17 protein-coding genes are annotated in these 21,351 nt (G+C 45.3%); 8 read left to right on the top strand and 9 right to left on the bottom strand.

The features are described from left to right. Nucleotides 1–6: 6 nt before the first annotated feature. Both L3V27_RS09935 and hppD read right to left on the bottom strand, forming a co-directional pair. Nucleotides 7–1,137 (bottom strand): homogentisate 1,2-dioxygenase, encoded by a 1,131-nt coding sequence (locus tag L3V27_RS09935; RefSeq protein ID WP_237311746.1) that lies wholly within the window; start codon nucleotides 1,135–1,137, stop codon nucleotides 7–9. Continuing rightward, nucleotides 1,130–2,203, bottom strand: coding sequence for a 4-hydroxyphenylpyruvate dioxygenase (hppD, locus tag L3V27_RS09940; RefSeq protein WP_005377835.1), 1,074 nt, complete (start codon nucleotides 2,201–2,203; stop codon nucleotides 1,130–1,132). The genes L3V27_RS09935 and hppD overlap by 8 nt, the downstream gene beginning before the upstream one ends. Nucleotides 2,204–2,741: 538 nt before the next feature. On the opposite strand from hppD, the gene L3V27_RS09945 reads away from it, so the two are divergent. From L3V27_RS09945 to L3V27_RS09975, 7 genes are all read left to right on the top strand, one after another. Then, on the top strand, nucleotides 2,742–3,848 hold the full coding sequence (locus L3V27_RS09945; protein WP_237311747.1) for a M20/M25/M40 family metallo-hydrolase: 1,107 nt from the start codon (nucleotides 2,742–2,744) through the stop codon (nucleotides 3,846–3,848). A 264-nt stretch (nucleotides 3,849–4,112) separates the two neighbouring features. Beyond that, nucleotides 4,113–5,723: a peptide ABC transporter substrate-binding protein gene (locus tag L3V27_RS09950; RefSeq protein WP_237311748.1), complete on the top strand. Its 1,611-nt coding sequence runs from the start codon at nucleotides 4,113–4,115 to the stop codon at nucleotides 5,721–5,723. A 145-nt stretch (nucleotides 5,724–5,868) separates the two neighbouring features. After that, on the top strand, nucleotides 5,869–6,789 hold the full coding sequence (oppB, locus tag L3V27_RS09955) for an oligopeptide ABC transporter permease OppB (RefSeq protein WP_005377838.1): 921 nt from the start codon (nucleotides 5,869–5,871) through the stop codon (nucleotides 6,787–6,789). A 9-nt stretch (nucleotides 6,790–6,798) separates the two neighbouring features. Beyond that, on the top strand, nucleotides 6,799–7,731 hold the full coding sequence (locus L3V27_RS09960) for an ABC transporter permease subunit (RefSeq protein ID WP_005377839.1): 933 nt from the start codon (nucleotides 6,799–6,801) through the stop codon (nucleotides 7,729–7,731). A 9-nt stretch (nucleotides 7,732–7,740) separates the two neighbouring features. Then, nucleotides 7,741–8,724: an oligopeptide/dipeptide ABC transporter ATP-binding protein gene (locus tag L3V27_RS09965; protein WP_237311749.1), complete on the top strand. Its 984-nt coding sequence runs from the start codon at nucleotides 7,741–7,743 to the stop codon at nucleotides 8,722–8,724. A gap of 9 nt (nucleotides 8,725–8,733) precedes the next feature. Further along, on the top strand, nucleotides 8,734–9,726 hold the full coding sequence (locus L3V27_RS09970; RefSeq protein ID WP_053306923.1) for an oligopeptide/dipeptide ABC transporter ATP-binding protein: 993 nt from the start codon (nucleotides 8,734–8,736) through the stop codon (nucleotides 9,724–9,726). After that, nucleotides 9,726–11,522, top strand: a complete 1,797-nt coding sequence (locus L3V27_RS09975; RefSeq protein WP_237311750.1) for an aminopeptidase P family protein — start codon at nucleotides 9,726–9,728, stop codon at nucleotides 11,520–11,522. The genes L3V27_RS09970 and L3V27_RS09975 overlap by 1 nt, the downstream gene beginning before the upstream one ends. Before the next feature lie 160 nt (nucleotides 11,523–11,682). Here L3V27_RS09975 and L3V27_RS09980 read toward each other — a convergent pair whose 3' ends face one another. Next, nucleotides 11,683–14,127, bottom strand: a complete 2,445-nt coding sequence (locus L3V27_RS09980) for a collagenase (RefSeq protein WP_237311752.1) — start codon at nucleotides 14,125–14,127, stop codon at nucleotides 11,683–11,685. Nucleotides 14,128–14,477: 350 nt separating this feature from the next. After that, the gene (locus tag L3V27_RS09985) at nucleotides 14,478–15,011 is read right to left on the bottom strand and encodes a hypothetical protein (RefSeq protein WP_012841894.1); all 534 of its coding nucleotides are present in this window, start codon (nucleotides 15,009–15,011) and stop codon (nucleotides 14,478–14,480) included. Between the two features lie 445 nt (nucleotides 15,012–15,456). Between L3V27_RS09985 and L3V27_RS09990 the strand changes: the two genes are divergently transcribed. Continuing rightward, nucleotides 15,457–15,891: a hypothetical protein gene (locus tag L3V27_RS09990; RefSeq protein ID WP_150918561.1), complete on the top strand. Its 435-nt coding sequence runs from the start codon at nucleotides 15,457–15,459 to the stop codon at nucleotides 15,889–15,891. A 120-nt stretch (nucleotides 15,892–16,011) separates the two neighbouring features. On the opposite strand, the gene L3V27_RS09995 is transcribed toward L3V27_RS09990, so the two are convergent. The 5 genes from L3V27_RS09995 to L3V27_RS10015 form a co-directional block, all read right to left on the bottom strand. Beyond that, nucleotides 16,012–16,860, bottom strand: a complete 849-nt coding sequence (locus tag L3V27_RS09995) for an ABC transporter permease (RefSeq protein ID WP_150918559.1) — start codon at nucleotides 16,858–16,860, stop codon at nucleotides 16,012–16,014. 2 nt (nucleotides 16,861–16,862) lie between these two features. Beyond that, nucleotides 16,863–18,143 carry an ABC transporter permease gene (locus tag L3V27_RS10000; RefSeq protein WP_237283823.1) on the bottom strand — a complete coding sequence of 427 codons (1,281 nt, stop codon included), beginning with the start codon at nucleotides 18,141–18,143 and terminating at the stop codon, nucleotides 16,863–16,865. After that, nucleotides 18,140–19,261: an ABC transporter ATP-binding protein gene (locus L3V27_RS10005; protein ID WP_005393496.1), complete on the bottom strand. Its 1,122-nt coding sequence runs from the start codon at nucleotides 19,259–19,261 to the stop codon at nucleotides 18,140–18,142. Before L3V27_RS10005 ends, L3V27_RS10000 begins: the two co-directional genes overlap by 4 nt. A 73-nt stretch (nucleotides 19,262–19,334) precedes the next feature. Beyond that, nucleotides 19,335–20,249 carry a dihydrodipicolinate synthase family protein gene (locus L3V27_RS10010; RefSeq protein ID WP_237311754.1) on the bottom strand — a complete coding sequence of 305 codons (915 nt, stop codon included), beginning with the start codon at nucleotides 20,247–20,249 and terminating at the stop codon, nucleotides 19,335–19,337. A 56-nt stretch (nucleotides 20,250–20,305) separates the two neighbouring features. Further along, complete coding sequence (locus L3V27_RS10015; RefSeq protein ID WP_237311756.1) at nucleotides 20,306–21,280, bottom strand: ornithine cyclodeaminase family protein; 975 nt, start codon at nucleotides 21,278–21,280, stop codon at nucleotides 20,306–20,308. Between the last annotated feature and the right edge of the window lie 71 nt (nucleotides 21,281–21,351).

A 21,351-nucleotide genomic window follows, 5' to 3' on the forward strand; every position in this document is an offset into this window, starting at 1 on the left:
TGCCTCTTACTTCTCTTGCCAGCTATAGACGTATTCTTTGTTTTCTACTTTTTCCAGCTCATCCGAAAACTGAAGTGCGTGACGTGTATCGATCATGACCGCTACTTCGTCGGTAAAAGTCTTCTTGTGCTCTCGCCCTGCTTTGAATGCTTTCGGGTGAGGGCCATGTGTAAATCCTGCTGGATGGAATGTCACCATACCCGCTTCAATGTTGTCACGACTAAAGAAGTCACCTGCATGGTAGAACAAGACTTCGTCATAATCGTCATTGTTGTGGTAGAACGGTACCTTGAGCGCTCCAGGATCACTTTCAATCGGACGAGGAACAAAGGTGCACACCACAAATCCTGCTCCTACAAATGTAGTATGTGCAGAAGGCGGTAAGTGGTAACGATGTGACATAAGTGGACGAATATCACGCCAGTTCACTTTTACTACCGCCAAATCACCATGCCAGCCAATCGCATCCAACGGGTTGAATGGGTAAGTGATAACATTGACTTTATCGTGGCGTTTCACCTGAACCTGTGTTTGATTCTCAGAATATTGATCACGGAACTGATCGTTGATCGACGGCGTTTCCAAAACCGCTGGATCAAACACCGCGTGGTTTCCAACCATGCCTTTTTCGGGCAATGTATAGGCCGCATCGGTGTTTTCGATCATCAAAATGAACATCGGCTCGCTTGGCTCTAAACGCCAGCTCGTTGAGCGCGGGATCATGACATAATCCCCTTCACTCACTTTCAAATGACCATAATCACAATACAGATCTGCCGTTCCTTGGTGGATGAACAGCAGTTCGTCGCCATCCGCGTTTCTTACCAAGAAGTCCATTTTTTCATCCATACGCCAGACACGAACTTTACAATTCACGTTGTGTAATAGATGCGGGACTGCCCAAGGGGTAATATGGCTGGCTTTCTCGACTAGATTAAAATCGAACGCTCGTGGACGTAGCTCGCCCTCCCACTCAGACCATCCCGTTGGGGCATGTTGATGATGAAAATGTGTTGCGGGGCCAAAAAAACCACTTCGACCTGCCTCACGTTCATAAATTGCCTCTTCCGGGAAGTCAGCATGCGCTTGTTTAGAGCACACTCCCTCCCGGTGAGGGAATGTGATCCATTTATGCATCGCTCAATACTCCTCGGCGAATTTGGTCTTCTTCTATCGATTCAAACAACGCTTTGAAGTTACCCTCGCCAAAGCCTTCATTGCCTTTACGTTGGATGATTTCGAAGAACACAGGGCCGATAACGGTTTGAGTAAAGATTTGTAGCAAGATGCCATCTTTCGTTGGCGCACCATCAATAAGAATCTGCAAATCACGAAGCTTGCTTACATCTTCACCGTGGCCTTCAACACGCTGATCGACTTTCTCGTAATAAGTATCTGGCGTTGGCATAAAGTCCATGCCTCGCTCACGCAATGTTTTGACCGTTTCGTAGATGTCGTCTGTGGTCAATGCGATATGTTGAATGCCTTCGCCATTGTATTCACGGATAAACTCTTCAATCTGTGATTTATCATCTGACGACTCATTGATAGGAATTCGGATTTTGCCGCAAGGTGCGGTCATCGCGCGGCTGACAAGACCAGTCAGCTTACCTTCGATATCGAAATAACGAATTTCGCGGAAGTTACCAATGCGCTCATAGAAACCAGACCAGACATCCATGTTGCCTTGCTTAACGTTGTGCGTTAAGTGGTCGATTTCGTAAAGACCAACATTCGCTTTTGATAAACGCTCATCAGCATCATCATAAAAACGAAAATCGACATCATAGATGCTCTGCTTTCCATAACGATCGACAAAATAAAGCAAGCTTTCACCGATGCCATAAATAGCAGGAATGCTTAGCTCCATCGGCCCAATTTCCGTTTTATATTCTTTACCGCCATTCTCTAACGCATGCGCCAGAGCAACGGTCGCGTCTTTCACTCGAAATGCCATGCCACACACCGACGGACCGTGAACTTTGGCGAATCCCTCAGCTTGGCTATGCGGCTGCGCATTCACAATAAAGCTAATGTCACCTTGTCGATATAACCACGCTTCTTTTGAGCGATGCTTTGCAATTTCCGCAAAACCTAACGATATAAACAGATCTTTAAGCTGTTGAATGCCTTTGTTATCAGCAGCGGTATATTCAACAAACTCAAATCCGTCTGTTCCTAGTGGGTTATATGCATCAACCATGACTTTCTCCTTGTCTCAGTAGCTTTTGTTTAGACTTATTTTTCTAACTTGGCGCAGGTCTTGAGAAATTGGAATACGTGGGGAGAAATCTTTAACTTGGCGATTTTTACGCATAATTGTAAAATATATGTTACACACAGGAGGCGCGTCGAATCCACTTTCGTAAACATCAAATAAACTGCTTATTTTCAATATGTTAGATTGATATTTTCGGCTTTACGCCAACACATAAAATGTAAATAACTTGTTACTTTGGCATTTTATCTTGGCAACGTAACTCAAAAAGTAAAAGGGGATGGAAAATCTATTGCACCCTATCTCTATCCGATTTATTCATTTGCTCCTGCAAAACATCAAAAGTAATGTTTCGTGACGCTTCATACAGTTCGAAAGGCTCATCGGTCAGAATCGTGTCATGGATACCCCTTTATTGATTCACCTCAGTTTTATTTAAAAGTAACTGTGCCATAAGTGGTGCTCTGTTCCCTATCGAGCCGAGCCACAAGGCTTCACGCTCGATCAGAAAAAGAGACATCTAATGACACACATCAATCAAGAACGCTTAGTTGAACATTTTTGCCAACTGGTACGTATCGATAGCGAATCAACAAACGAAAAACAAATTGCAGAAACACTGGCAGAGCAGCTAGGCGACCTAGGCTTTACCGTGCACAAACTTCCAGTGCCTGAGCACATTTCTAACGGCTTTAACCTGTACGCCCGTTTAGACGGCAAAAAAGATGGCTCTATCCTAATGAGCTGTCATATGGATACGGTCACACCGGGCATTGGCATTGAGCCAATCATCGAAGACGGCGTTATCCGTTCAAAAGGCAATACGATTCTTGGTGGCGATGATAAATCTGGTATTGCTGCCATCATGGAAGCCGTTCGTTGTATTCAAGCGGACAACCTTGAGCACAAAACGTTAGAGCTTGCTTTTACCGTGTATGAAGAAGGCGGTTTATTCGGTTCACAATACTTCGATATGTCACACGTCACTTCAACGGAAGCAATCGTGTTAGATACGGGTGGTCCTATTGGCACTATTGTGACCGCAGCCCCAGGCCAGCAAAAAATCGTGGCAACAATCAAAGGTCGACCAGCACATGCAGGGCTTGCGCCAGAAGAAGGCATCAGTGCGATCATGGTGGCGGCAGATGCCATCAACCAAATGAAGCTGCTTCGCATCGACGAAGAAACGACAGCCAACATCGGTGTAGTGAATGGCGGTCAGGCCACAAACATTGTCATGCCTGAATTAAAAATCGTGGCAGAAGCACGCTCCCTGAATGGCGATAAACTAGATGCTCAGGTCAATCATATGATCTCAACATTAGAGTCTGTCTGTGAAAAACACGGTGCAGAAGTCGACATTGAATCTAGCCGAGCCTACGATGCATTTGTTATTGAAGAAAACCACCCACACGTTAGCGCTATAAAAGCGGCGTTTGCAGAGTTGGGAATTGAGGCTTTCACAAAAGGCACTGGCGGCGGTAGCGATGCTAACAACTTTAACAAGAAAGGTCTCACAACGGTCAACCTTTCAACTGGCATGGCAAAAGTACACACGACAGAAGAGTTTATCGCGGTAAGTGATATGGTCAAAATCACTGAGTTCGTGAAACATTTCCTAGTCAGTTAACGTCGTGCCTTTTGAAGAGCAGACTGACTATCTTCCCCTTCTAGCCTGTGCTTGAAGGGGATTTTAATTTGTATCGAAGCAAAATTACTTCCCGTCATGCCAACTTGATATCAGATCTTCAAAGAAATTCCCCTAGCTCACTTTTTGAGACCAGACAGCTCAATACCTGACACCCTGTTACAGTAATGTTAAAACTCGATTGTGTAGACAATTTATACAATATACATTTTTGGCATCTTTCAGGATGAAAAGAGTGAGACAAGGATGAAATTACCTAAGTTGCTTTTATTAGCGTCGATGATGAGTCCAATACTGGCAACATCAAGCTATGCCGCGCCGTATCCCGTAGGTGTGACCCTCGATGAGACACAAGAAATTACGCTAAACAATGGGGCTGAAGTTACTTCTATTGACCCAGCCAAGCAAGCCGCAGAGCCCGCTTTCAATCTCGGTCGAGACCTGTTTGAAGGTCTGGTCATTCAAGATAAGCAAGGTAAAACCATTCCTGGTGTTGCTGAGTCTTGGTCAGTCAATGACAACAATACGGTTTATACCTTCCACTTACGTGATGCAAAATGGTCAAATGGCGAAACGGTCACTGCACAAGATTTTGTCTACAGCTGGCAACGCTTACTGAATCCAAGCACTGCTTCACCCTACGCTTGGTTTGCGGCCATTCCAAATATCGAAAACTCGCAAGCGATTATGAAGGGCGAAGCCGAGCCTGAGTCTTTGGGCGTGAAGGCGCTGGATGAAAAAACGTTCCAGGTAACACTCGAAGAGCCTATTCCCTTCTTTACGAAACTATTAAGTCATCCCGTACTTGCACCCGTTCATAAAGCGACCGTTGAAAAACATGGCAACCGTTGGACCCAGCCTGAGCATATCGTTACAAATGGTGCGTTTACTGTCTCTGAATGGAAAGTTAACGAAAAACTGGTGATGGTTAAAAATCCACATTATTGGGACGCAAGCAATGTAGTGCTGGAAAAAGTCACTTGGCTACCAATTGGTGATGCAAACGTAGTGCTAAACCGCTACCTAGCTGGTGAGATAGACCAAGCGGTTTCCATTCCTGCCGCCCAGAAGAAAAAGTTAATTCAACAACGCCCAAAAGAAGTGGCAAGCACCAGTGCGTCTCTTGGCTCCACATTCTATTACCTCAACACTCAACAAGGGCCAACAAAAGACGTGCGGGTTCGTAAAGCCCTCTCATATGCCATTGACCGTCAACTGTTAACGAGTGCTATTTTGAGAAACGGTGGGGTTCCAATGTATACCCTTGTGCCACCTCAAACAGATGGTTTTAAATCTCACACTCCTGAGTTCGCAACTTGGAACCGCCATAAACGTATCGAAAAAGCGCAGCAATTACTGTCAGAAGCTGGATACGATAAAAGCAATCCGCTTAAGTTAACGTTTACCGTACCAACTTTCTCGATGGACGTAAAAATGGCAACCACCATGGCAGGCATGTGGAAAAGCCGATTGGGTGCGCAAGTCACGATAAAACAGCTAGAACCGAAAGTGTTCTACGCACTTAAAGAGCCGACCGACATTACTCGCGGCGGCTGGACGGCCGACTACAATGAAGCCTCTACATGGTTGGATATCTTCGTTTCTAGTGGCGAGTACAACGATTCTCGTTATAACAACCCGCAATACGACGAGTTAATGGCTCGCTCAAAGACCATGAGCAACCCATCAGAACTGTATTTACAAGCAGAAAGCATGCTGATTGAAGACATGGCCATTATTCCTATTTATCGTCCGGGTAACGATCAATACCTCATCAAGCCTTACGTGGGCGGCTACGAACTGACAAACCCTGAGTCGTCGTACTACCGCAAGAATGTCTATGTAAAAGCCCACTAAAAGCATGTTTTCGGTCTGAGTCGGCAAGTTCAATGTTTACTTGCCGTTCCTCATATCTCTCGGTGGAGAAGGCAACCTGAGCTCAGACCATTTTTTTATTCATAACCGTTCGAAGTGATTTCGGATGACCAAAGGATGATGGATCATGATTTGGTACATTGTTAAGCGATTAGCTATCGCTATCCCCACGCTTCTATTCATCGCACTCGTATCATTTTGGCTGATGCACATTGCACCGGGGGGACCATTTGATATGGAACGGCCTATGCCAGAAGTGGTACGTGCGAATATCGAAGCAAAATTCCATTTGGACCAGCCCTTCCTTACTCAGTTTTGGATTTACATTGGTAATTTCATACAAGGAGATCTCGGTCCGAGCTTCGTTTATCAAGACTTCAGTGTTACACAGCTCGTCGCACAATCATGGCCAGTTTCAGCAGTATTAGGCGTACTCTCTTTTTGTATCTCCGTTCCACTTGGCATGTTACTTGGCACCATTGCGGCATTGAACCGAAATAGCCGCCTAGATTACGGCCTGATGACACTTTCGATGACTGGAGTTGTGGTTCCAGCTTTCGTGCTTGCTCCGGTTTTAGTCATGATTTTCGCTATTCAGCTCGGCTGGTTCCCTGCTGGTGGTTGGGAAGGAGGAAAGCTGGCTTTTCTTGTTCTTCCCGTGCTCAGCCTGGCGATTGGCTCCATTGCGAGTATTGCACGCGTCATGCGTGGCGCAATGATTGAAACGCTCAACCAACCATACATTCGAACGGCAAAAGCCAAAGGTTTGTCCACAACCTACATTTTATTCCATCACGCTTTGCGACCATCCTTGATTCCCGTCGTTGCGATGCTCGGCCCTGCGTTTGTGTCTGTCGTGACAGGCTCGGTGATTATCGACATTTTCTTTGGTACAGGTGGCATGGGACAACACTTTGTGTCTGGGGCTCTCAACCGCGACTACGGCCTAGTAATGGGCATTACTCTGATTGTCGCTTCACTCACTATCTTCTTTAACCTTGTGGTCGACTTGCTATATACGATTATCGACCCTCGTATACGCGTTTAGGAGTCCGGCATGTTAACGATCAAAAAACTGGATACACAAGCTCTTCAAGATCAAGTCGTCGACAATATTGAAGCCGTCGAAGGTCGCAGTCTTTGGCAGGATGCATGGACTCGATTTCGTAAAAACAGAGCCGCGATGACATCAGTGTATGTTTTGGCGTTCATTACCTTATGCATTACCTTCGGCCCCTCTCTTGCCGCTTTTGGCCATGATGAAATTGACTGGGAAGTGCTCATCGATCCATACGAGCTAGGGAAACCTTCACTGAGCAGTGGCCATTACTTTGGTACTGATGACCTCGGGCAAGATGTCTTTGCTCGCACGATGCAAGGCGGCAGGCTTTCTATTTTGGTAGGTTTTGTTGGTGCCTTAGTCGCCGTTGTTATTGGTACGATTTGGGGAAGTATTTCCGGCTATCTTGGCGGCGTTGTCGATAGCGTAATGATGCGCATTATTGAGGTGCTCGATTCGGTGCCATTTATGTTTATGGTTATCCTGTTTGTTACCCTTTTTGGCAACAACATCTACCTGATTTTTATCGTGATCGGAATGGTATCTTGGTTAGGCATTGCCCGTGTTGTACGTGGTGTCACCTTCGGTCTCAAAAAGCGAGAATTCATCGAAGCCGCACACTCTATTGGGGTTTCTAAATTGACAATTGTCCGACGCCATGTTCTGCCTAATGTGCTTGGTATCGTGATGGTTTATTCCTCCTTAATGGTGCCTGGATTCATTATGTTCGAATCGTTTTTAAGCTTCTTAGGGCTTGGTGTTCAACCACCGGATACAAGCTGGGGAATCCTAATCTCCGAAGGCGCAAAAACGATTGACGTTGCATTGTGGATGCTGCTTTTTCCCTCTCTGTTTTTAGTTGCCACCCTCTTTTGTTTTAACTTCATCGGCGATGGCTTGCGTGATGCTCTTGACCCGAAAGACCGATAAGGACAAACCATGCTATCTATTGAAAACATGAACGTGCGCTTCGATACGCCAGATGGGCAAGTGCAAGCGGTCAGTAATCTCTCCTACTCGATTAAAGCAGGCGAAACTCTTGGGATTGTTGGAGAGTCAGGTTCAGGAAAAAGCCAGTCTGTCTTCGCGTTAATGGGGTTAACCGCGGATAACGGCACCGTGTCTGGCAGCGCGATGTTCCACGATGATGATTTACTCGCGATGTCGAAAAAGCAACTCAACCGCATCCGTGCAGAGAAAATCGGAATGATCTTTCAAGATCCGATGACGTCACTCAATCCATTCATGAAAATTGGCAAACAGCTTTGTGAAGTTCTCATGATTCATAAAGGAATGAGCCGAAAACAAGCAAAAATTGAATCGATTCACATGTTGGATGCGGTGCGTATTCCCTCTCCCGAAACTCGGATGAATCAATACCCTCACGAATTATCTGGCGGAATGCGTCAGCGAATCATGATAGCGATGGCATTGTTGTGTAAGCCAGAGTTGCTAATTGCAGACGAACCAACCACCGCACTGGATGTGACCGTTCAGGCTCAAATTTTGACACTATTACGAGACTTACAACAAGAGTTCAATACCGCTATTTTACTGATCACTCACGACATGGGCGTCGTCGCCGAGATGTGTGATCGCGTATTGGTCATGTATGGTGGTCAAAAAATGGAGCAATCAGATACCGAGACATTGTTCGCTCAACCTGCGCACCCCTATACTCAAGGCCTGCTAAAGGCTATTCCTTCTATCACTGAAGATATGCCACGTTTACCAACCATCCCAGGTAACCCACCAAGTGCGTTGATTAACCATCAAGGGTGTCCGTTTAGAGAGCGGTGCGAGCATCGAGAGACGCGTTGCCAATACGAAACCCCACGGTTTTCTCCATTAAACACGAGCCAGTCCATTGCCTGTCACGTTAACGCACCCAGTGTTATCACTCCTATTCAAATAAAAGCTTAAGGAGGCGTTATGAATAAAAAAGAAGTCCTCATGTCTGCTCGTGATTTAAACGTCCACTTTCCTGTGTCGCGTCACCTTATTCCAAGTCGACGTAAAATCGTGAAAGCGGTCAATGGTATCGACTTAGATGTTTATCGAGGCGAAACACTTGGCATTGTGGGGGAATCAGGCTGCGGAAAATCAACGCTTGCACGCGCCTTACTTCGCTTAATTGAACCTACACATGGCGAGTTGACTTGGAAAGGTCAAGACATGCTCGGGTTTAGTAAAAAAGAGCTTTCCTCTCGACGCAGAGAATTTCAGATGGTGTTTCAAGACCCATCCGCTTGTTTGAATCCGAGATTAACCATCTCAGAATGCATCGCCGAACCACTGCTCACCCACGAGCCGCAACTTAAACGGGCAGAGGTAGAAAAGCGAGTCATCGCTATGATGGATAAAGTGGGTCTCTTGGCGAGCCAGCGAAACCGCTATCCACATGAATTTTCCGGAGGTCAATGCCAGCGTGTGGGCATTGCCAGAGCATTAATTCTCAATCCAGATTTGGTCGTGTGTGATGAACCCGTTAGTGCGCTAGATGTCTCCATACAAGCTCAGGTCATCAATCTTCTAGATGATCTTAAACAAGAAATGGGGTTAACACTGGTAATGATTGCGCACGACTTAAGCGTGGTGCGCCACATCAGCGACCGCGTTATGGTGATGTATCTTGGTAAACCTATGGAAGTAGGACGTTACGATAAAGTATTTGATGATGCACAACACCCCTACACCAAAGCACTGTTATCTGCTGTCCCGATAGCTAATCCGCAATTAGCACGTGACCGTGAAATACAACTATTGCCCGGCGATCTTCCTTCTCCACTTAACCCACCGAGCGGTTGCGTTTTTCGTACTCGATGTCCAGAAGCCACAGAAGTATGCGGGCAACAGAACCCAATAAAAACAGGCTCGGAGCAGCATCATATCTATTGCTCAAATATGACTTTAGGAACCATTTAATGAACAATACTAACTCAGTAAACCAACGCCTTACGTTATTGCGTGAGGCAATGTCCTTTCACAACGTGTCTGCATATATCGTAACCAACAATGACCCACATAACAGTGAATACTCAGCGGATCATTGGTTAGCGCGAAGCTGGATTTCAGGTTTTACCGGCTCAGCAGGCGATGTCGTCATTACCCAACAAGGTGGTGGCCTGTGGACTGATGGTCGTTACTATATTCAAGCTGAAGAACAGTTACACGGCACAGGACTTGAACTGTTTAAAGCCAAACAACCAGAAACGCCGACAATTGCCAAATGGCTAGCTACCACGCTCCCTGAAAACAGTATTATCGCGGTTGACGGGCGCGCCATCAGTTACGCTTATTATCAAGGCCTCAAACAAGCCTTTGAAGCGAAAAACATTAAGATCATTCTCGACCTGGATTTACTCGCACCGATTTGGCTTGAAAGACCACCTCGCCCAAGTGCACCCGTATTCGAGCATCCCACCGCTTTTGCTGGCGTTGACACAGAAAATAAGTTAGCGAGAATCCGTTCTTGGTTAACCGAGAACCAAGTAGATAGCTTATTAGTGTCAACGCTAGATGATGTCATGTGGACAATGAATATTCGAGGTGGTGATACGAATTATTGCCCAGTTTCTGAAGCTTATCTAATCGTAGAGCAATCACTTGCGACACTGTTTATTGATAAAGCCAAACTGCCTCAAGACGTTGAAAAGTCGTTGACCGAGCAGAGTGTACACATTCGCCATTACAACTACGTAAGTCAGTATTTGAATCAGCAATGTGAGGGATTATCGATCGCTTTTAGCCCAGCCCACACAGACAGCTTATTGGTGAGTTCGATTGAACGGAATGTGAATCTAAAACCAATGGCTTGCCCTGTAACGGCAATGAAGGCCATAAAAAATGCGACCGAACTAACTAGCCTAGAGCAGGCATTAACGGACGATGGTGTGGCAATAGTAAGGTTTATGAACTGGCTCGAAGAGCAAGTTCCAAGCGGACTCGTTACAGAATTGTCTGCTGAGGCACAACTGAATCACTATCGCCGTCAAACCCGACATTATGTGAGTGACAGTTTCCGCACTATCGCAGGCTTCGCAGCTCACGGGGCAAAAATGCATTATGCCGCCGATGAAGAAAGCAATGCGGCAGTCAATGAAAGCAACTTCTTTCTCGTCGATTCTGGTGGTCAATACCTTGGCGGGACAACAGACATCACCCGTACTTTCCACTTCGGGTCACCGACCATTAAGCAGCGCAAAGATTATACCTTGGTGCTCAAAGCGGTCATCCGACTGACTCAGACTCGATTCATGAAAGGCTCTACGGGTGCCAATCTTGATATCATGGCGCGTGGCGTCTTATGGCAACATGGTATTGATTACAAATGCGGCACTGGACACGGCGTAGGCATTTGCTTGAATGTTCACGAAGGCCCACAAAATTTCTCGCAAAGCCACCGCGAGGTTGAGCTAAAACCGGGTATGGTCATTACTAATGAACCAGGCGTTTATCGCGAAGGTGAGTACGGGGTAAGAATAGAGAACATTCTTAAAGTTGTAGAAGTAGAACAAAATGAGTTCGGCACGTTCTACGGTTTTGAGACCATCACTCTTGCTCCCATTGCGACCAACGCCCTTGATTTATCAATGCTAGATCAAGCAGAGCTAGACTGGCTTAATCATTACCATTCACGTGTCTATCAGGCGCTTAGCCCTTTTCTTGATGCGCAAGATAAAAACTGGCTGCAAAGCACAACCCAGCTTATTGAGAAATAGGATATCAGCAAGTTTTATAACGTTTTCATTTTCATCTCAAACTCCTTGTTTGCCAGCCTTCGGGCTGGTTTTTTTATAGAGATAACGGCGTAAAAAACAAAAACGCCCCGCGATGTTAGCGAGGCGATCCATTAAATTAAAATGATGCAGTTAAACTGCCCTACTGACGACACTTCTGAACATCAAAATCAACCACGATGGCGGCATTCTCAAAGTCACCAGATACTTTAACGTAGCCCCAGTAGTTACTCTGATTTGACAACGTAATACACTCTCCATTACCAATATTATCTGACCACCCGTGAAGATTAGTATCATCCGGCCAACCAGAGTTACTGTATTCAAGCTTTAGGTTGCCCGTACCATTCCCCGTCGTTATCGCCAGGTTTGAGCTTTCATTCACCGCTGGTACGCTCAGCCAAATGGTTTGTTGATTTGCCAAGCAAACTGGCTCTCCTGCTGTTAAGCGCCCACCGCTTACTTTACTTTGCACCGCGCAGTCTTGTGGCAATGTGTCATTACCGCCCAACGCTGAGATAACAACAGTATGAGTGGCGGTTGCCGTCAAGCCTTCACTGTCTGTCACACTTAGGCTGACCGAATACTCCCCTTCACTCCCATATTGGTGCGTCGGCTTGGTTTGTGTACTTGTCGAGCCATCACCGAAGTCCCATAAGACGCTGACGATCTTCCCGTTTGGGTCTGTACTGTTTTCACTGCTAAATGTAATGCTTTCACCGACTTTCCCCTTGTTGTTTGCGGTTATGACTGCATTAGGTGCACCATTTGAGACAAGGGCTTGCTGCCACTGCTCAAACTCACTTTGATATAAATTCGCCCATTGGGTGATCGTTGCTTTGTAATTGCTCCAATTCCCTTGGCGTGTTTCCACCAGCATTTGGTTTACGTCATCTTTATGATTTTCAAACATAAAACGTACAGCTAAGTACCCCCAACGATAAATTCGATCGACATCAAACCCATCATAAGTAGTCTCGAAAATCTCACTTAAGGTATACGTCGAGCCGTCTAAAATCGTCTCAAGTGCTGCTTGGTTGTCATTTTCTTGAGCGACATACTCTGCAATGCCTTCACTCCACCACACTATTTTTTCAGTTGGATGACTAAACCCTCCATAGAGATCAAATCGACCATCTAAGTAATGCACGTATTCGTGCTCTAAGTTCCAGACAAAGTGATCCGCGTTCGCATAAGAGGCTTCATAAGCAATAAAGTTGGGAATATTCCCCGGCTGGGAAGGATCACCCTCCAAGTACATACCGCCATTGTCAGTACTAATATCGAAAATTGGCCCTGCGTACTTACCATAATCGGTGCTTGAATCGAAGATATTAACTTGGAGCTGAGTATTGTGGTCATCTTTTACTGGCTGTTCACCAGTTTCTAATGACTGATGAAAGTAACCCTCTTCGTAACCCATTTTAGAACATGCGGCCGCGTGTTGCTCTTGCGTCATATTCTGAGACAAAATTCGGATTGTCGGGCTACAAGTATAAGTTTGCGATAGCACCAAGCCTTTTAGCTCAGTTTCGAAATTACAAATTCCGAACTCACTACAATCTGCGTAATATGAGGCGGTGTCCGCCGCCGCAAGCCAAACCGCGTCACCCCGACCATACATTTCATACTGTTCAAAGATTCGACTCAGCTGACTCTTCACAACAGAACTCGCGTTACCCGTATACTTGGTCAGACGCCCGAGCTCTCGCCCCGCATTCGCGGCCATAAACTCATCTTCAGCACCGATTGATGACGCCCTTAGAGCAAAATCGCCTAAAGCTTTGGCAAGGTCTGTTTGGTTACCAATTACTTGCACAAATTGCTCGTTCCACTGCCCACCAAACAAAATAGTGAAAACACCGTTAACTGCATTGCGCATATACCAGTGCTGGGCGTATTGATCATTCCAACGTGTAAGCCACTGGGTCACTTGCGGTAAGTACGCGTGCTGCAAGCCGGCACTATCCATAGTGATGATGACCTCACTAAGCACTTTGCCGTGACGGTCGCTGTTCTCGTAGAAGTTTGCGTTATTAACAAACGCATCCACTGATTCTTTCACCGCTGGTGTGACCCATTCAATAAATGAGATGTTGTCATTGTAAAACTCGGCGTAATAACCCGCGCGTAAGTATAAGAACAACGTTTCGAGTTCATCGCTCCCGCCACCCGTATAACCCTTCGCCAATGTCGTAGTGTGCTTAGCGATGTTGTACATATGATCGGAGCTAAATACCGACTCTTGAATCCGACTTTCAGCAGAGAATAACTGGTTCACACACGTCGCGCCCTGACTTAAAATTTCGCTGATCAATTGGTTACTACTTTCGGTAATCAATGCCTCCAAATCACAAGCAGTGCTCGACTCATCAAGGCTTTCAAGTGACTGTACTCGAGTTGCCTTAGAGGGCTGAATTGGGAGAGTTGCGGTTGGTTGGTATTCAACTCGATTGGATTCAACACCGTGTGTATGAGCCGAATGTGCATGTTGCTCTGTAACTTGAGAAACTGGCTCGCTTAACGCAAATACGCCAGTGCTGGTTAATGTTGTCGCAATCGCGACACTCAAAATCTTCAGTTCCATCTAATTTCTTCTATATTGAGTTTTCCTTTGATGCATTACGTCTTTTGCATCGCCACTGCCCTTATTACTGCAAGAGCATCTCCATATAATCTACTCGCAAGACAAGAAGAAACATTTTGTTAACAACTGGGTGTGGCGGTATCAGTTTTTGGTACCAGAAGGAACACGGAGTGAGCTTTAAAAATTCGTATTTGTTAAAAAATAGAGATGAGCTAGAGAAGAAACGTGTAGTTAAACGGGTATACCCAGCACGTTAAATGGCTAGGTATACTCCAAAGCGGGTCGGTAAAAATTCGCGAATCAAAGCCCCTAAAGAAGGAATCGGACAATGGGCTAATACTCTGTAGGTTCTAGGCTGCTTTGTGGTCGAAGAGTGCGGTAATTTGTTCTTTTAACGCGTGCAAAAATTCGGTATTTGGTGTGTTTTCAAGGTACATTTCATACTCTTTAGAATTATAAAAGTACTCATGCGCTGATGCGTTAAGGATCTTACTAAAAGACAGTGTTTCCAATTCATCTTCAAGAGCACGGCAACTCAATTCACCATAACCTGAGTCGCTATCTTTAGCGAATTGGGTTTCAATGTTGCTGATATATAAAACACAATCCTTGATAAAGAGCTCAACGTTACTTATGCGCTGTTCGATATCTTTAAGCTGACCGCTGTTCCACTTAGACTTTTCTTGCTCGAGCTTATCAATAAGTCCACTTTCACGTAGTCTGGTATTGTTATCTTTAATTCTTAGTAACTCATCGAGCACTTTATTAAACTCAGACTCAGCCCTAAGTCTTAAGATTTCCAACTCCTTGGAGAACAGCTTTGCTTTTAACTCACTTGCTTGATACAAGCCAGATATAGCAGCATTTCTTTTAACTCCAAACATAAAAATCCACCCAAAAGATACTTACTAAAAAGTAGCACACAAAAAGCAAGATAGAAGACGCGAGGTTTTCGTCAGCACGCTACACATTACTACCTAATCTCGATTGTAACGTAATAAACAGAATTTTCATCACTTAGAACCACCAACTATTTGAATGAAAATCACACAGTTACTTTGATAAAAGTATTTATTTTAGAAAAGGCAATCCCAAGTATGTAACGGTATAAAATTGACACTATAAAAACAAAAACGCTCACACTATACTACCAAAGTCAAATATCAATGTCAGAGATTGGACAAAACACTCACTATTTACAGTAATGAAAAGCCACTATTTCATTGAGAACCAAAATTTCAACATACTACATCGGACTATGCTGATCATAGACGGGGTTACTGATGAAACGTTAGAATGCCACTACTCTGGTAACCTAGCATAATATTTATGACCGACGCTGATATCGAGCTACAACACCTTTGGTTAGAAGTCCAAGCCGAACGCTGGCAAAACCTGCCACGCTTTTTATTCAGTTACTACTGCTACAAGCACAACCTTGTCAGTAAAACCAACAAAGTTTGCTGGGAGACGGCACGTGCAAGACTGCCCGCTTCAACATCAATAAAAGAGCGAAAAAACGCGGTGGTTGAACCGTTAGTCCCTGAGGAAGCCGTCGTTGGATTATTGAAAACCATCAGCAAAGATGGGGAAATGACGTTTGACGTGATGGGAACCACACTTGATGCGTTTTTACACTATGTTGTGATTAGCAAGGAAGAAAAAGCCCGACTTAAACCAAACATGCCAGCTAGTTGGTATCAGCAATCGAACAAGTCGCCTTTGGCACGTTTCGAGCAGGCTGGCATTAAGCTACAAGAGTGACATGTCAGTCATCGCTGACGATAAACACAAAAGACAAGCGCCTACAATGAGGCGCATTTGGTCAAAAATTGAGGAGCCCCTAAACAAAAGTGCATAGCGAGCAACAAAGAAAAAGTTTGGTTATTCTTGAATGCCTCGAATGCGTACATTACGCCTACGTAGAACTTCTAAAGTCACGAGCAAACACACCGACATAAAAATCAGCAACGTAGCGACCGCCAATATGGTCGGACTAATTTGCTCTCGAATTCCTGACCACATCTGCCTCGGAACGGTTTTTTGTTCTGCCCCAGTCAGGAATAACGCCACCACAACCTCGTCGAACGATGTGCCAAAAGCAAACAAGCCGCCAGAAATCATCCCCGGACGAATCAGCGGAAAGGTAATGTGTCTGAAAGTATAAACAGGGGGTGCTCCTAAGCTAGCCGCCGCTTTTACCAGGCTATGATCAAAGCCGCTTAAGGTCGCAGTAACGGTAATGACAACAAAAGGCGTACCTAACGCGGCGTGTGCCAAAATGACGCCTAGATAAGTTTGTGATAAGCCAAGGCGTGTGTAGAAAAAGTACATCGCAGCAGCAGAGATAATGACTGGTACGATCATAGGTGAGATCAACAGCGCCATAATCGTATTGCGAAAAGGCAAATTACTACTGGCTAAACCCAACGCCGCCAGAGTTCCTAGCCCTGTTGCAACGAGTGTCGCCATAAAAGCAATGAACGTGCTGTTTTTCAGCGCCAACAGCCACTGATCACTAGTAAACATTTCTTGATACCAGCGAGTAGAATACGCTGCCGAATCAAGGTTTAGCATCCCCTCGGTAAAAGTAAAGTAAGGCGTTGCATTAAACGATAACGGGATGATGGTCAGAATTGGAGCGATTAAAAAGAACAGCACCAACCCACAAAAAACTAAGTAACCTGCGTAAGCGACTCGCTCTACTTTTGATGCATAGTTTGGTAATGCCATGGTTATCCCCCTACCTTAAGGTTGTTAATGCCAACCACACGGTTGAACATATAAAACAGAACCAGTACAACGAACAAAAGCAGTCCACCCAATGCGCCAGCCATCCCCCAGTTCAGTGATGTCTGCATATGATAGGCAATCATATTGGATATCATCTGTCCGCTTCTTCCACCAACCAAAGCGGGCGTAATGTAGAAACCAATAGAAAGAATGAAAGTGAGCAAGGCCCCCGCACCTATCCCTGGTAACGTAAGCGGCATATAAACTTTCATGAACGCAATGAAAGGCGTCGCGCCTAGAGAACGAGCTGCACGGAAATAAGTTGGGCTAATTCCTTTCATTACGCTATACAGAGGCAGGATCATAAACGGCAACAGAATGTGAACCATAGACACCACCGTTCCGAAGGTATTGTGAATCATCTGAATTCGCTCGGAAGTAAAACCCGACCAAATAAGGAGATCATTAATGACCCCTTGGTTTTGCAGCAGAACAATCCAAGACGTGGTTCTGACTAACAATGATGTCCAAAATGGCAGCAGCACAATAATTAAAAGTAAGTTCGCGCGCTTATCAGGTAAATTGGCAAGCAGGTAAGCAACGGGGTACGCCATCACCAAACAAATTAAGGTGATTGAAATAGACATCCAAAAAGTTTTAAAGAAAAGGTCGACGTATATTTGGCGTTTTTCTGGTTGGGGCTCAATGTCTCCAAACTCATTCACTTGCAAGTCTAGCGCTGCAAGATAATGACTGAATGTTAATGCGCCACTAAGATTCTTAAACGCCGCCCAATATTTAGGATTAGCCCAACGCTTATCCAGCTTAGCTAGCTGTGTCACCGAGCTCGGCAGCGACGCCAAACGAGACAACTTTCTACCTGTTTTCATCAATAAGCTGCGCATACCAGACACTTCAATATTCATTCGGCTGGCTATTTTCGGTAGCTCTTTGCTTTGATAAAGCGCAAGTACTTCAACAGAGAATGCCTCAATGACTTCTTGATGAGGCTGACCTTGATAATCCCAACTTTCTAAGGCTTGAATAGTTTGTGGTAGTGACTGGGATATTTCTCGGTTATCCACGCTTCGATAAAGCATGTCGAGGATAGGAAAAGCAAACGTAAGCAGAATAAAACACACCAATGGCGTTGTGAGCATAATGGAGCGAAGCTTTTTTCGGCGCTCTGCCTTTTGCAACTGCGCTTTCAGATTGGTTTCTTGTTGATGAACTTGACGTTCGATTTCCAATACAGAATCTAATGCGGTTAGCTCTCGACTCATGCTGCTACCTCGCTACTTTGAGTTTGTGTCCCATCAAGAGCATGGCAATCCTCACTTTGCCAACCAATACGACAAATTGAGCCAGGCGTTAACTGCAAGTGTTTACGATTATCGTTAGGTACTTTAACGATGAAGTGACCAACGCTCTCTACTTCGACGACCAGACGATAATGATCACCGTGATAAATCAATTCTCGTAGAACGCCCGAGACTTGGTTCTCACAAGACGCTTTCTCTGGTTGAATAACAATCTTTTCTGGCCGAATGGAAAGTGTTGTTCTCTGTCCTTGCTCAGATACTCTGACAGGTTTCGCAGTAAATAACTCTTTCCCAACGAGCACTTGGCAATACTTTCCGTTCCACTCTTTGACTAAACCTGAGAGTTGGTTGTTTTCTCCGATAAACTGCGCCACAAACGTATTACTCGGAGATTCATAAAGCTCGGTTGGTGTCGCGAGTTGTTGCACTTCGCCGTGATTAAAAACCGCAATACGGTCGGACATAGTGAGAGCTTCGTCTTGATCGTGCGTCACATACAAAATGGTGATGCCAAGCTTTTCATGCAAATGTTTAATTTCCATCTGCATTTGCTCACGCAACTGCTTATCTAATGCGCCGAGCGGTTCATCCATCAACACAAGTTTAGGCTCAAACACTAATGCTCGCGCTAGCGCAACACGTTGTTGTTGACCACCTGATAACTGCTTTGGGTATCGAGTCGCAACATGCTCAAGCTCGACCATTTCTAATACACTCTGAACTTTGCTTTGAATCGTGTCACTGTCGAGTTTTCGCACCTTTAAAGGAAACGCAAGATTCTCAGCAATGGTCATATGTGGAAACAACGCATAGTTTTGAAACACCATACCGATATCGCGCTTGTGCGGCGCGAGATGATTAACAGGAACGCCATCAATATAAATGTCTCCACCGGTCGCAGTTTCAAAGCCTGCTAGCATCATCAAGCAAGTGGTCTTGCCCGATCCTGACGGCCCCAACATAGTAACAAACTCTCCAGGAGCAATATCTAAGTTGAAGTCTTTCACCACCAAATTCGTGCCATCGTAGGTTTTCTTAACGTGTTGAAAGCTGACATAGTCCTTGTTTTCCGTGCTCATGACTTCCCTCTTCTCATTTTTTGAATATTACGAATGAGTAGAGCGTCAGTTAACGCTCTACTAAACAGCACAATTACAGATTGTATTTGGATAGGTCTAAGCGGGTTTCTAACGCATGTTCAACCATTTGAATGACTTGTTGACGCTCTTCACCTTGTAAAAGTTGGCGTGGCGCACGAACTTGTTCAGATCCACGTCCGCAGACTTGCTCGGCCAATTTAATGCACTGAACCAGCGTAGGAATGGTGTCTAAACGCAGTAGCGGTAAGAACCAACGGTAGATTTCTAACGCTTCAGCATAACGACCTTGGCTTGCCAGTTTATAAATCGCGACGGACTCTTCTGGGAATGCGTTGGTTAAACCAGAAATCCAGCCAGTCGCACCTAGCATCAATGATTCAAGAGCGATGTCATCAACACCACTGAACACGGTAAAGCGGTCATCAAATTTATTGTAAAGCTCGGTGATACGACGAGTATCAGTGGTCGACTCTTTGATAGCTACAATGCTTTCAAACTCAGCCAGTTGCGCCATGATATCGAGGTTTACATCGACACCATAAGCAACCGGGTTGTTGTAAATCATGATTGGCATTTCTGGCGTTGCTTCTGCTAGCGTGCGGTAATATTCGAACGTTTCGCTCTCAGACGTGCGGTAAACCATGGCAGGCATCACCATACAACCATCGATACCAATTTTGTACGCATCCTGCATGTAATCAACAGCTGCTGTGGTAATAGACTCTGCTGTACCAGCAATCAAAGGCACACGGTCATTTACGACTTCTTTTGCCGCTTGCAAGACCTGGCGTTTCTCCTCCGGGTACAACGCACAGTTCTCACCGACAGTACCCAAGCAGATAATGCCATTCACACCATCTTTAATTTGGTTATCTATAACAGTTTGCGTTGCGTCTAAGTCGATTGACTGATCTTGACGAAATTGCGTACTGACCGCCGGATAAACACCTTTCCAATCAATTTTCATGAACTACTTTCCTTATATGTATATTGTATGCAATTTAAATGAACGAGCGAAAATGCTCAGACATGGCTATCTATGCCATTTTCTAACAACACCGCCTTTACAGCGGCCAAATCAGCCAAAGCACTGCCAACTGATTTGTATAAAGTAATGACCTCATCGTTTTGACGTCCTGAGATTTGTTGGGCGCAAAGCTGCGGTAATTCCCCTTTGATATCGTCTGACGTGAATACGCCCTCTTGAATTGGAATGAGAAGATCGCCCGCTTCGGCTAATACATTAGTACGGCTATCAACATACACCTGTGCTCGTTGCACTGCTTTAGAGTCGCATTCACGCTTGTCCAAGTCATGATTACCGACCAAATCAATATGGGTGCCCGGCTGCACGTCTGCGCCATTAAACAAAGGCTCTGCTGATGCAGTAATACAGCTGATGATGTCAACGTGTTTGATAACGTGGTCCACTTTTTCTACGACTGAAACGCGAAACCGACGCTCATCGGGAAGCGACTGATACTCTGAAGATGACACAATGGCATCTACCGTCGCCTCGGCTTTATCTGAGTTACGCCCCCAAATATAAACCTGCTTAAGTGGGCGAACCGCAGCGTATGCCCACGCAAAATAAGGCGCAAGATTGCCCGTTCCGCAGATCAACAGACGATCAGCATCGGGACGCGCTAAATAGTCCGCTGCCAACGCAGAAGCTGCAGCGGTGCGCCAAAACGTTAAAACTTTACCGTCCACGAGTGCGAGCGGCTCACCATCGTTTCGTCTAAAAACAAGCAGCTTAGATGCAAGCGTATCTTTGCCTTGCTCGGGGTTATGCGGGAAATATGTAAAGGCTTTCACCGCAATTAACTCCTGGTTCCAAGCAGGAAGTAGCGCAAACGCCTCGTATTCTCCCTCTTCTAAGGGCATGACTCGGCGTTGAGGTATTGTTGCTGGCCGCGAGTACATTTCACGCATCGTTTCAATAAGAGACTTCATTGTTAAACATTGCGCGACTTGCTGTGCTTCGATGACTTTCATCATTTCTCCGAAAACATAAATACAGTTGAGGAAAAGTACGGAACCTCGCTTATGGATGAAAACTCGGCCCC

Source organism: Vibrio sp. J2-3(2022) (assembly GCF_021725735.1).
In the GTDB taxonomy this organism is placed as follows: domain Bacteria; phylum Pseudomonadota; class Gammaproteobacteria; order Enterobacterales; family Vibrionaceae; genus Vibrio; species Vibrio diabolicus.

Bases quoted from the DNA above. Each gene is read 5' to 3' on its own strand.
- L3V27_RS09975 (WP_237311750.1), top strand. From the start codon at position 9,726: ATGAACAATACTAACTCAGTAAACCAACGCCTTACGTTATTGCGTGAG.
- L3V27_RS09945 (WP_237311747.1), top strand. From the start codon at position 2,742: ATGACACACATCAATCAAGAACGCTTAGTTGAACATTTTTGCCAACTG.
- L3V27_RS10015 (WP_237311756.1), bottom strand. From the start codon at position 21,280: ATGAAAGTCATCGAAGCACAGCAAGTCGCGCAATGTTTAACAATGAAG.
- hppD (WP_005377835.1), bottom strand. From the start codon at position 2,203: ATGGTTGATGCATATAACCCACTAGGAACAGACGGATTTGAGTTTGTT.
- L3V27_RS10000 (WP_237283823.1), bottom strand. From the start codon at position 18,143: ATGAGTCGAGAGCTAACCGCATTAGATTCTGTATTGGAAATCGAACGT.
- L3V27_RS09985 (WP_012841894.1), bottom strand. From the start codon at position 15,011: ATGTTTGGAGTTAAAAGAAATGCTGCTATATCTGGCTTGTATCAAGCA.
- L3V27_RS09935 (WP_237311746.1), bottom strand. From the start codon at position 1,137: ATGCATAAATGGATCACATTCCCTCACCGGGAGGGAGTGTGCTCTAAA.
- L3V27_RS09990 (WP_150918561.1), top strand. From the start codon at position 15,457: ATGACCGACGCTGATATCGAGCTACAACACCTTTGGTTAGAAGTCCAA.
- L3V27_RS09950 (WP_237311748.1), top strand. From the start codon at position 4,113: ATGAAATTACCTAAGTTGCTTTTATTAGCGTCGATGATGAGTCCAATA.
- L3V27_RS10010 (WP_237311754.1), bottom strand. From the start codon at position 20,249: ATGAAAATTGATTGGAAAGGTGTTTATCCGGCGGTCAGTACGCAATTT.
- L3V27_RS09970 (WP_053306923.1), top strand. From the start codon at position 8,734: ATGAATAAAAAAGAAGTCCTCATGTCTGCTCGTGATTTAAACGTCCAC.
- L3V27_RS10005 (WP_005393496.1), bottom strand. From the start codon at position 19,261: ATGAGCACGGAAAACAAGGACTATGTCAGCTTTCAACACGTTAAGAAA.
- L3V27_RS09965 (WP_237311749.1), top strand. From the start codon at position 7,741: ATGCTATCTATTGAAAACATGAACGTGCGCTTCGATACGCCAGATGGG.
- oppB (WP_005377838.1), top strand. From the start codon at position 5,869: ATGATTTGGTACATTGTTAAGCGATTAGCTATCGCTATCCCCACGCTT.
- L3V27_RS09960 (WP_005377839.1), top strand. From the start codon at position 6,799: ATGTTAACGATCAAAAAACTGGATACACAAGCTCTTCAAGATCAAGTC.
- L3V27_RS09995 (WP_150918559.1), bottom strand. From the start codon at position 16,860: ATGGCATTACCAAACTATGCATCAAAAGTAGAGCGAGTCGCTTACGCA.
- L3V27_RS09980 (WP_237311752.1), bottom strand. From the start codon at position 14,127: ATGGAACTGAAGATTTTGAGTGTCGCGATTGCGACAACATTAACCAGC.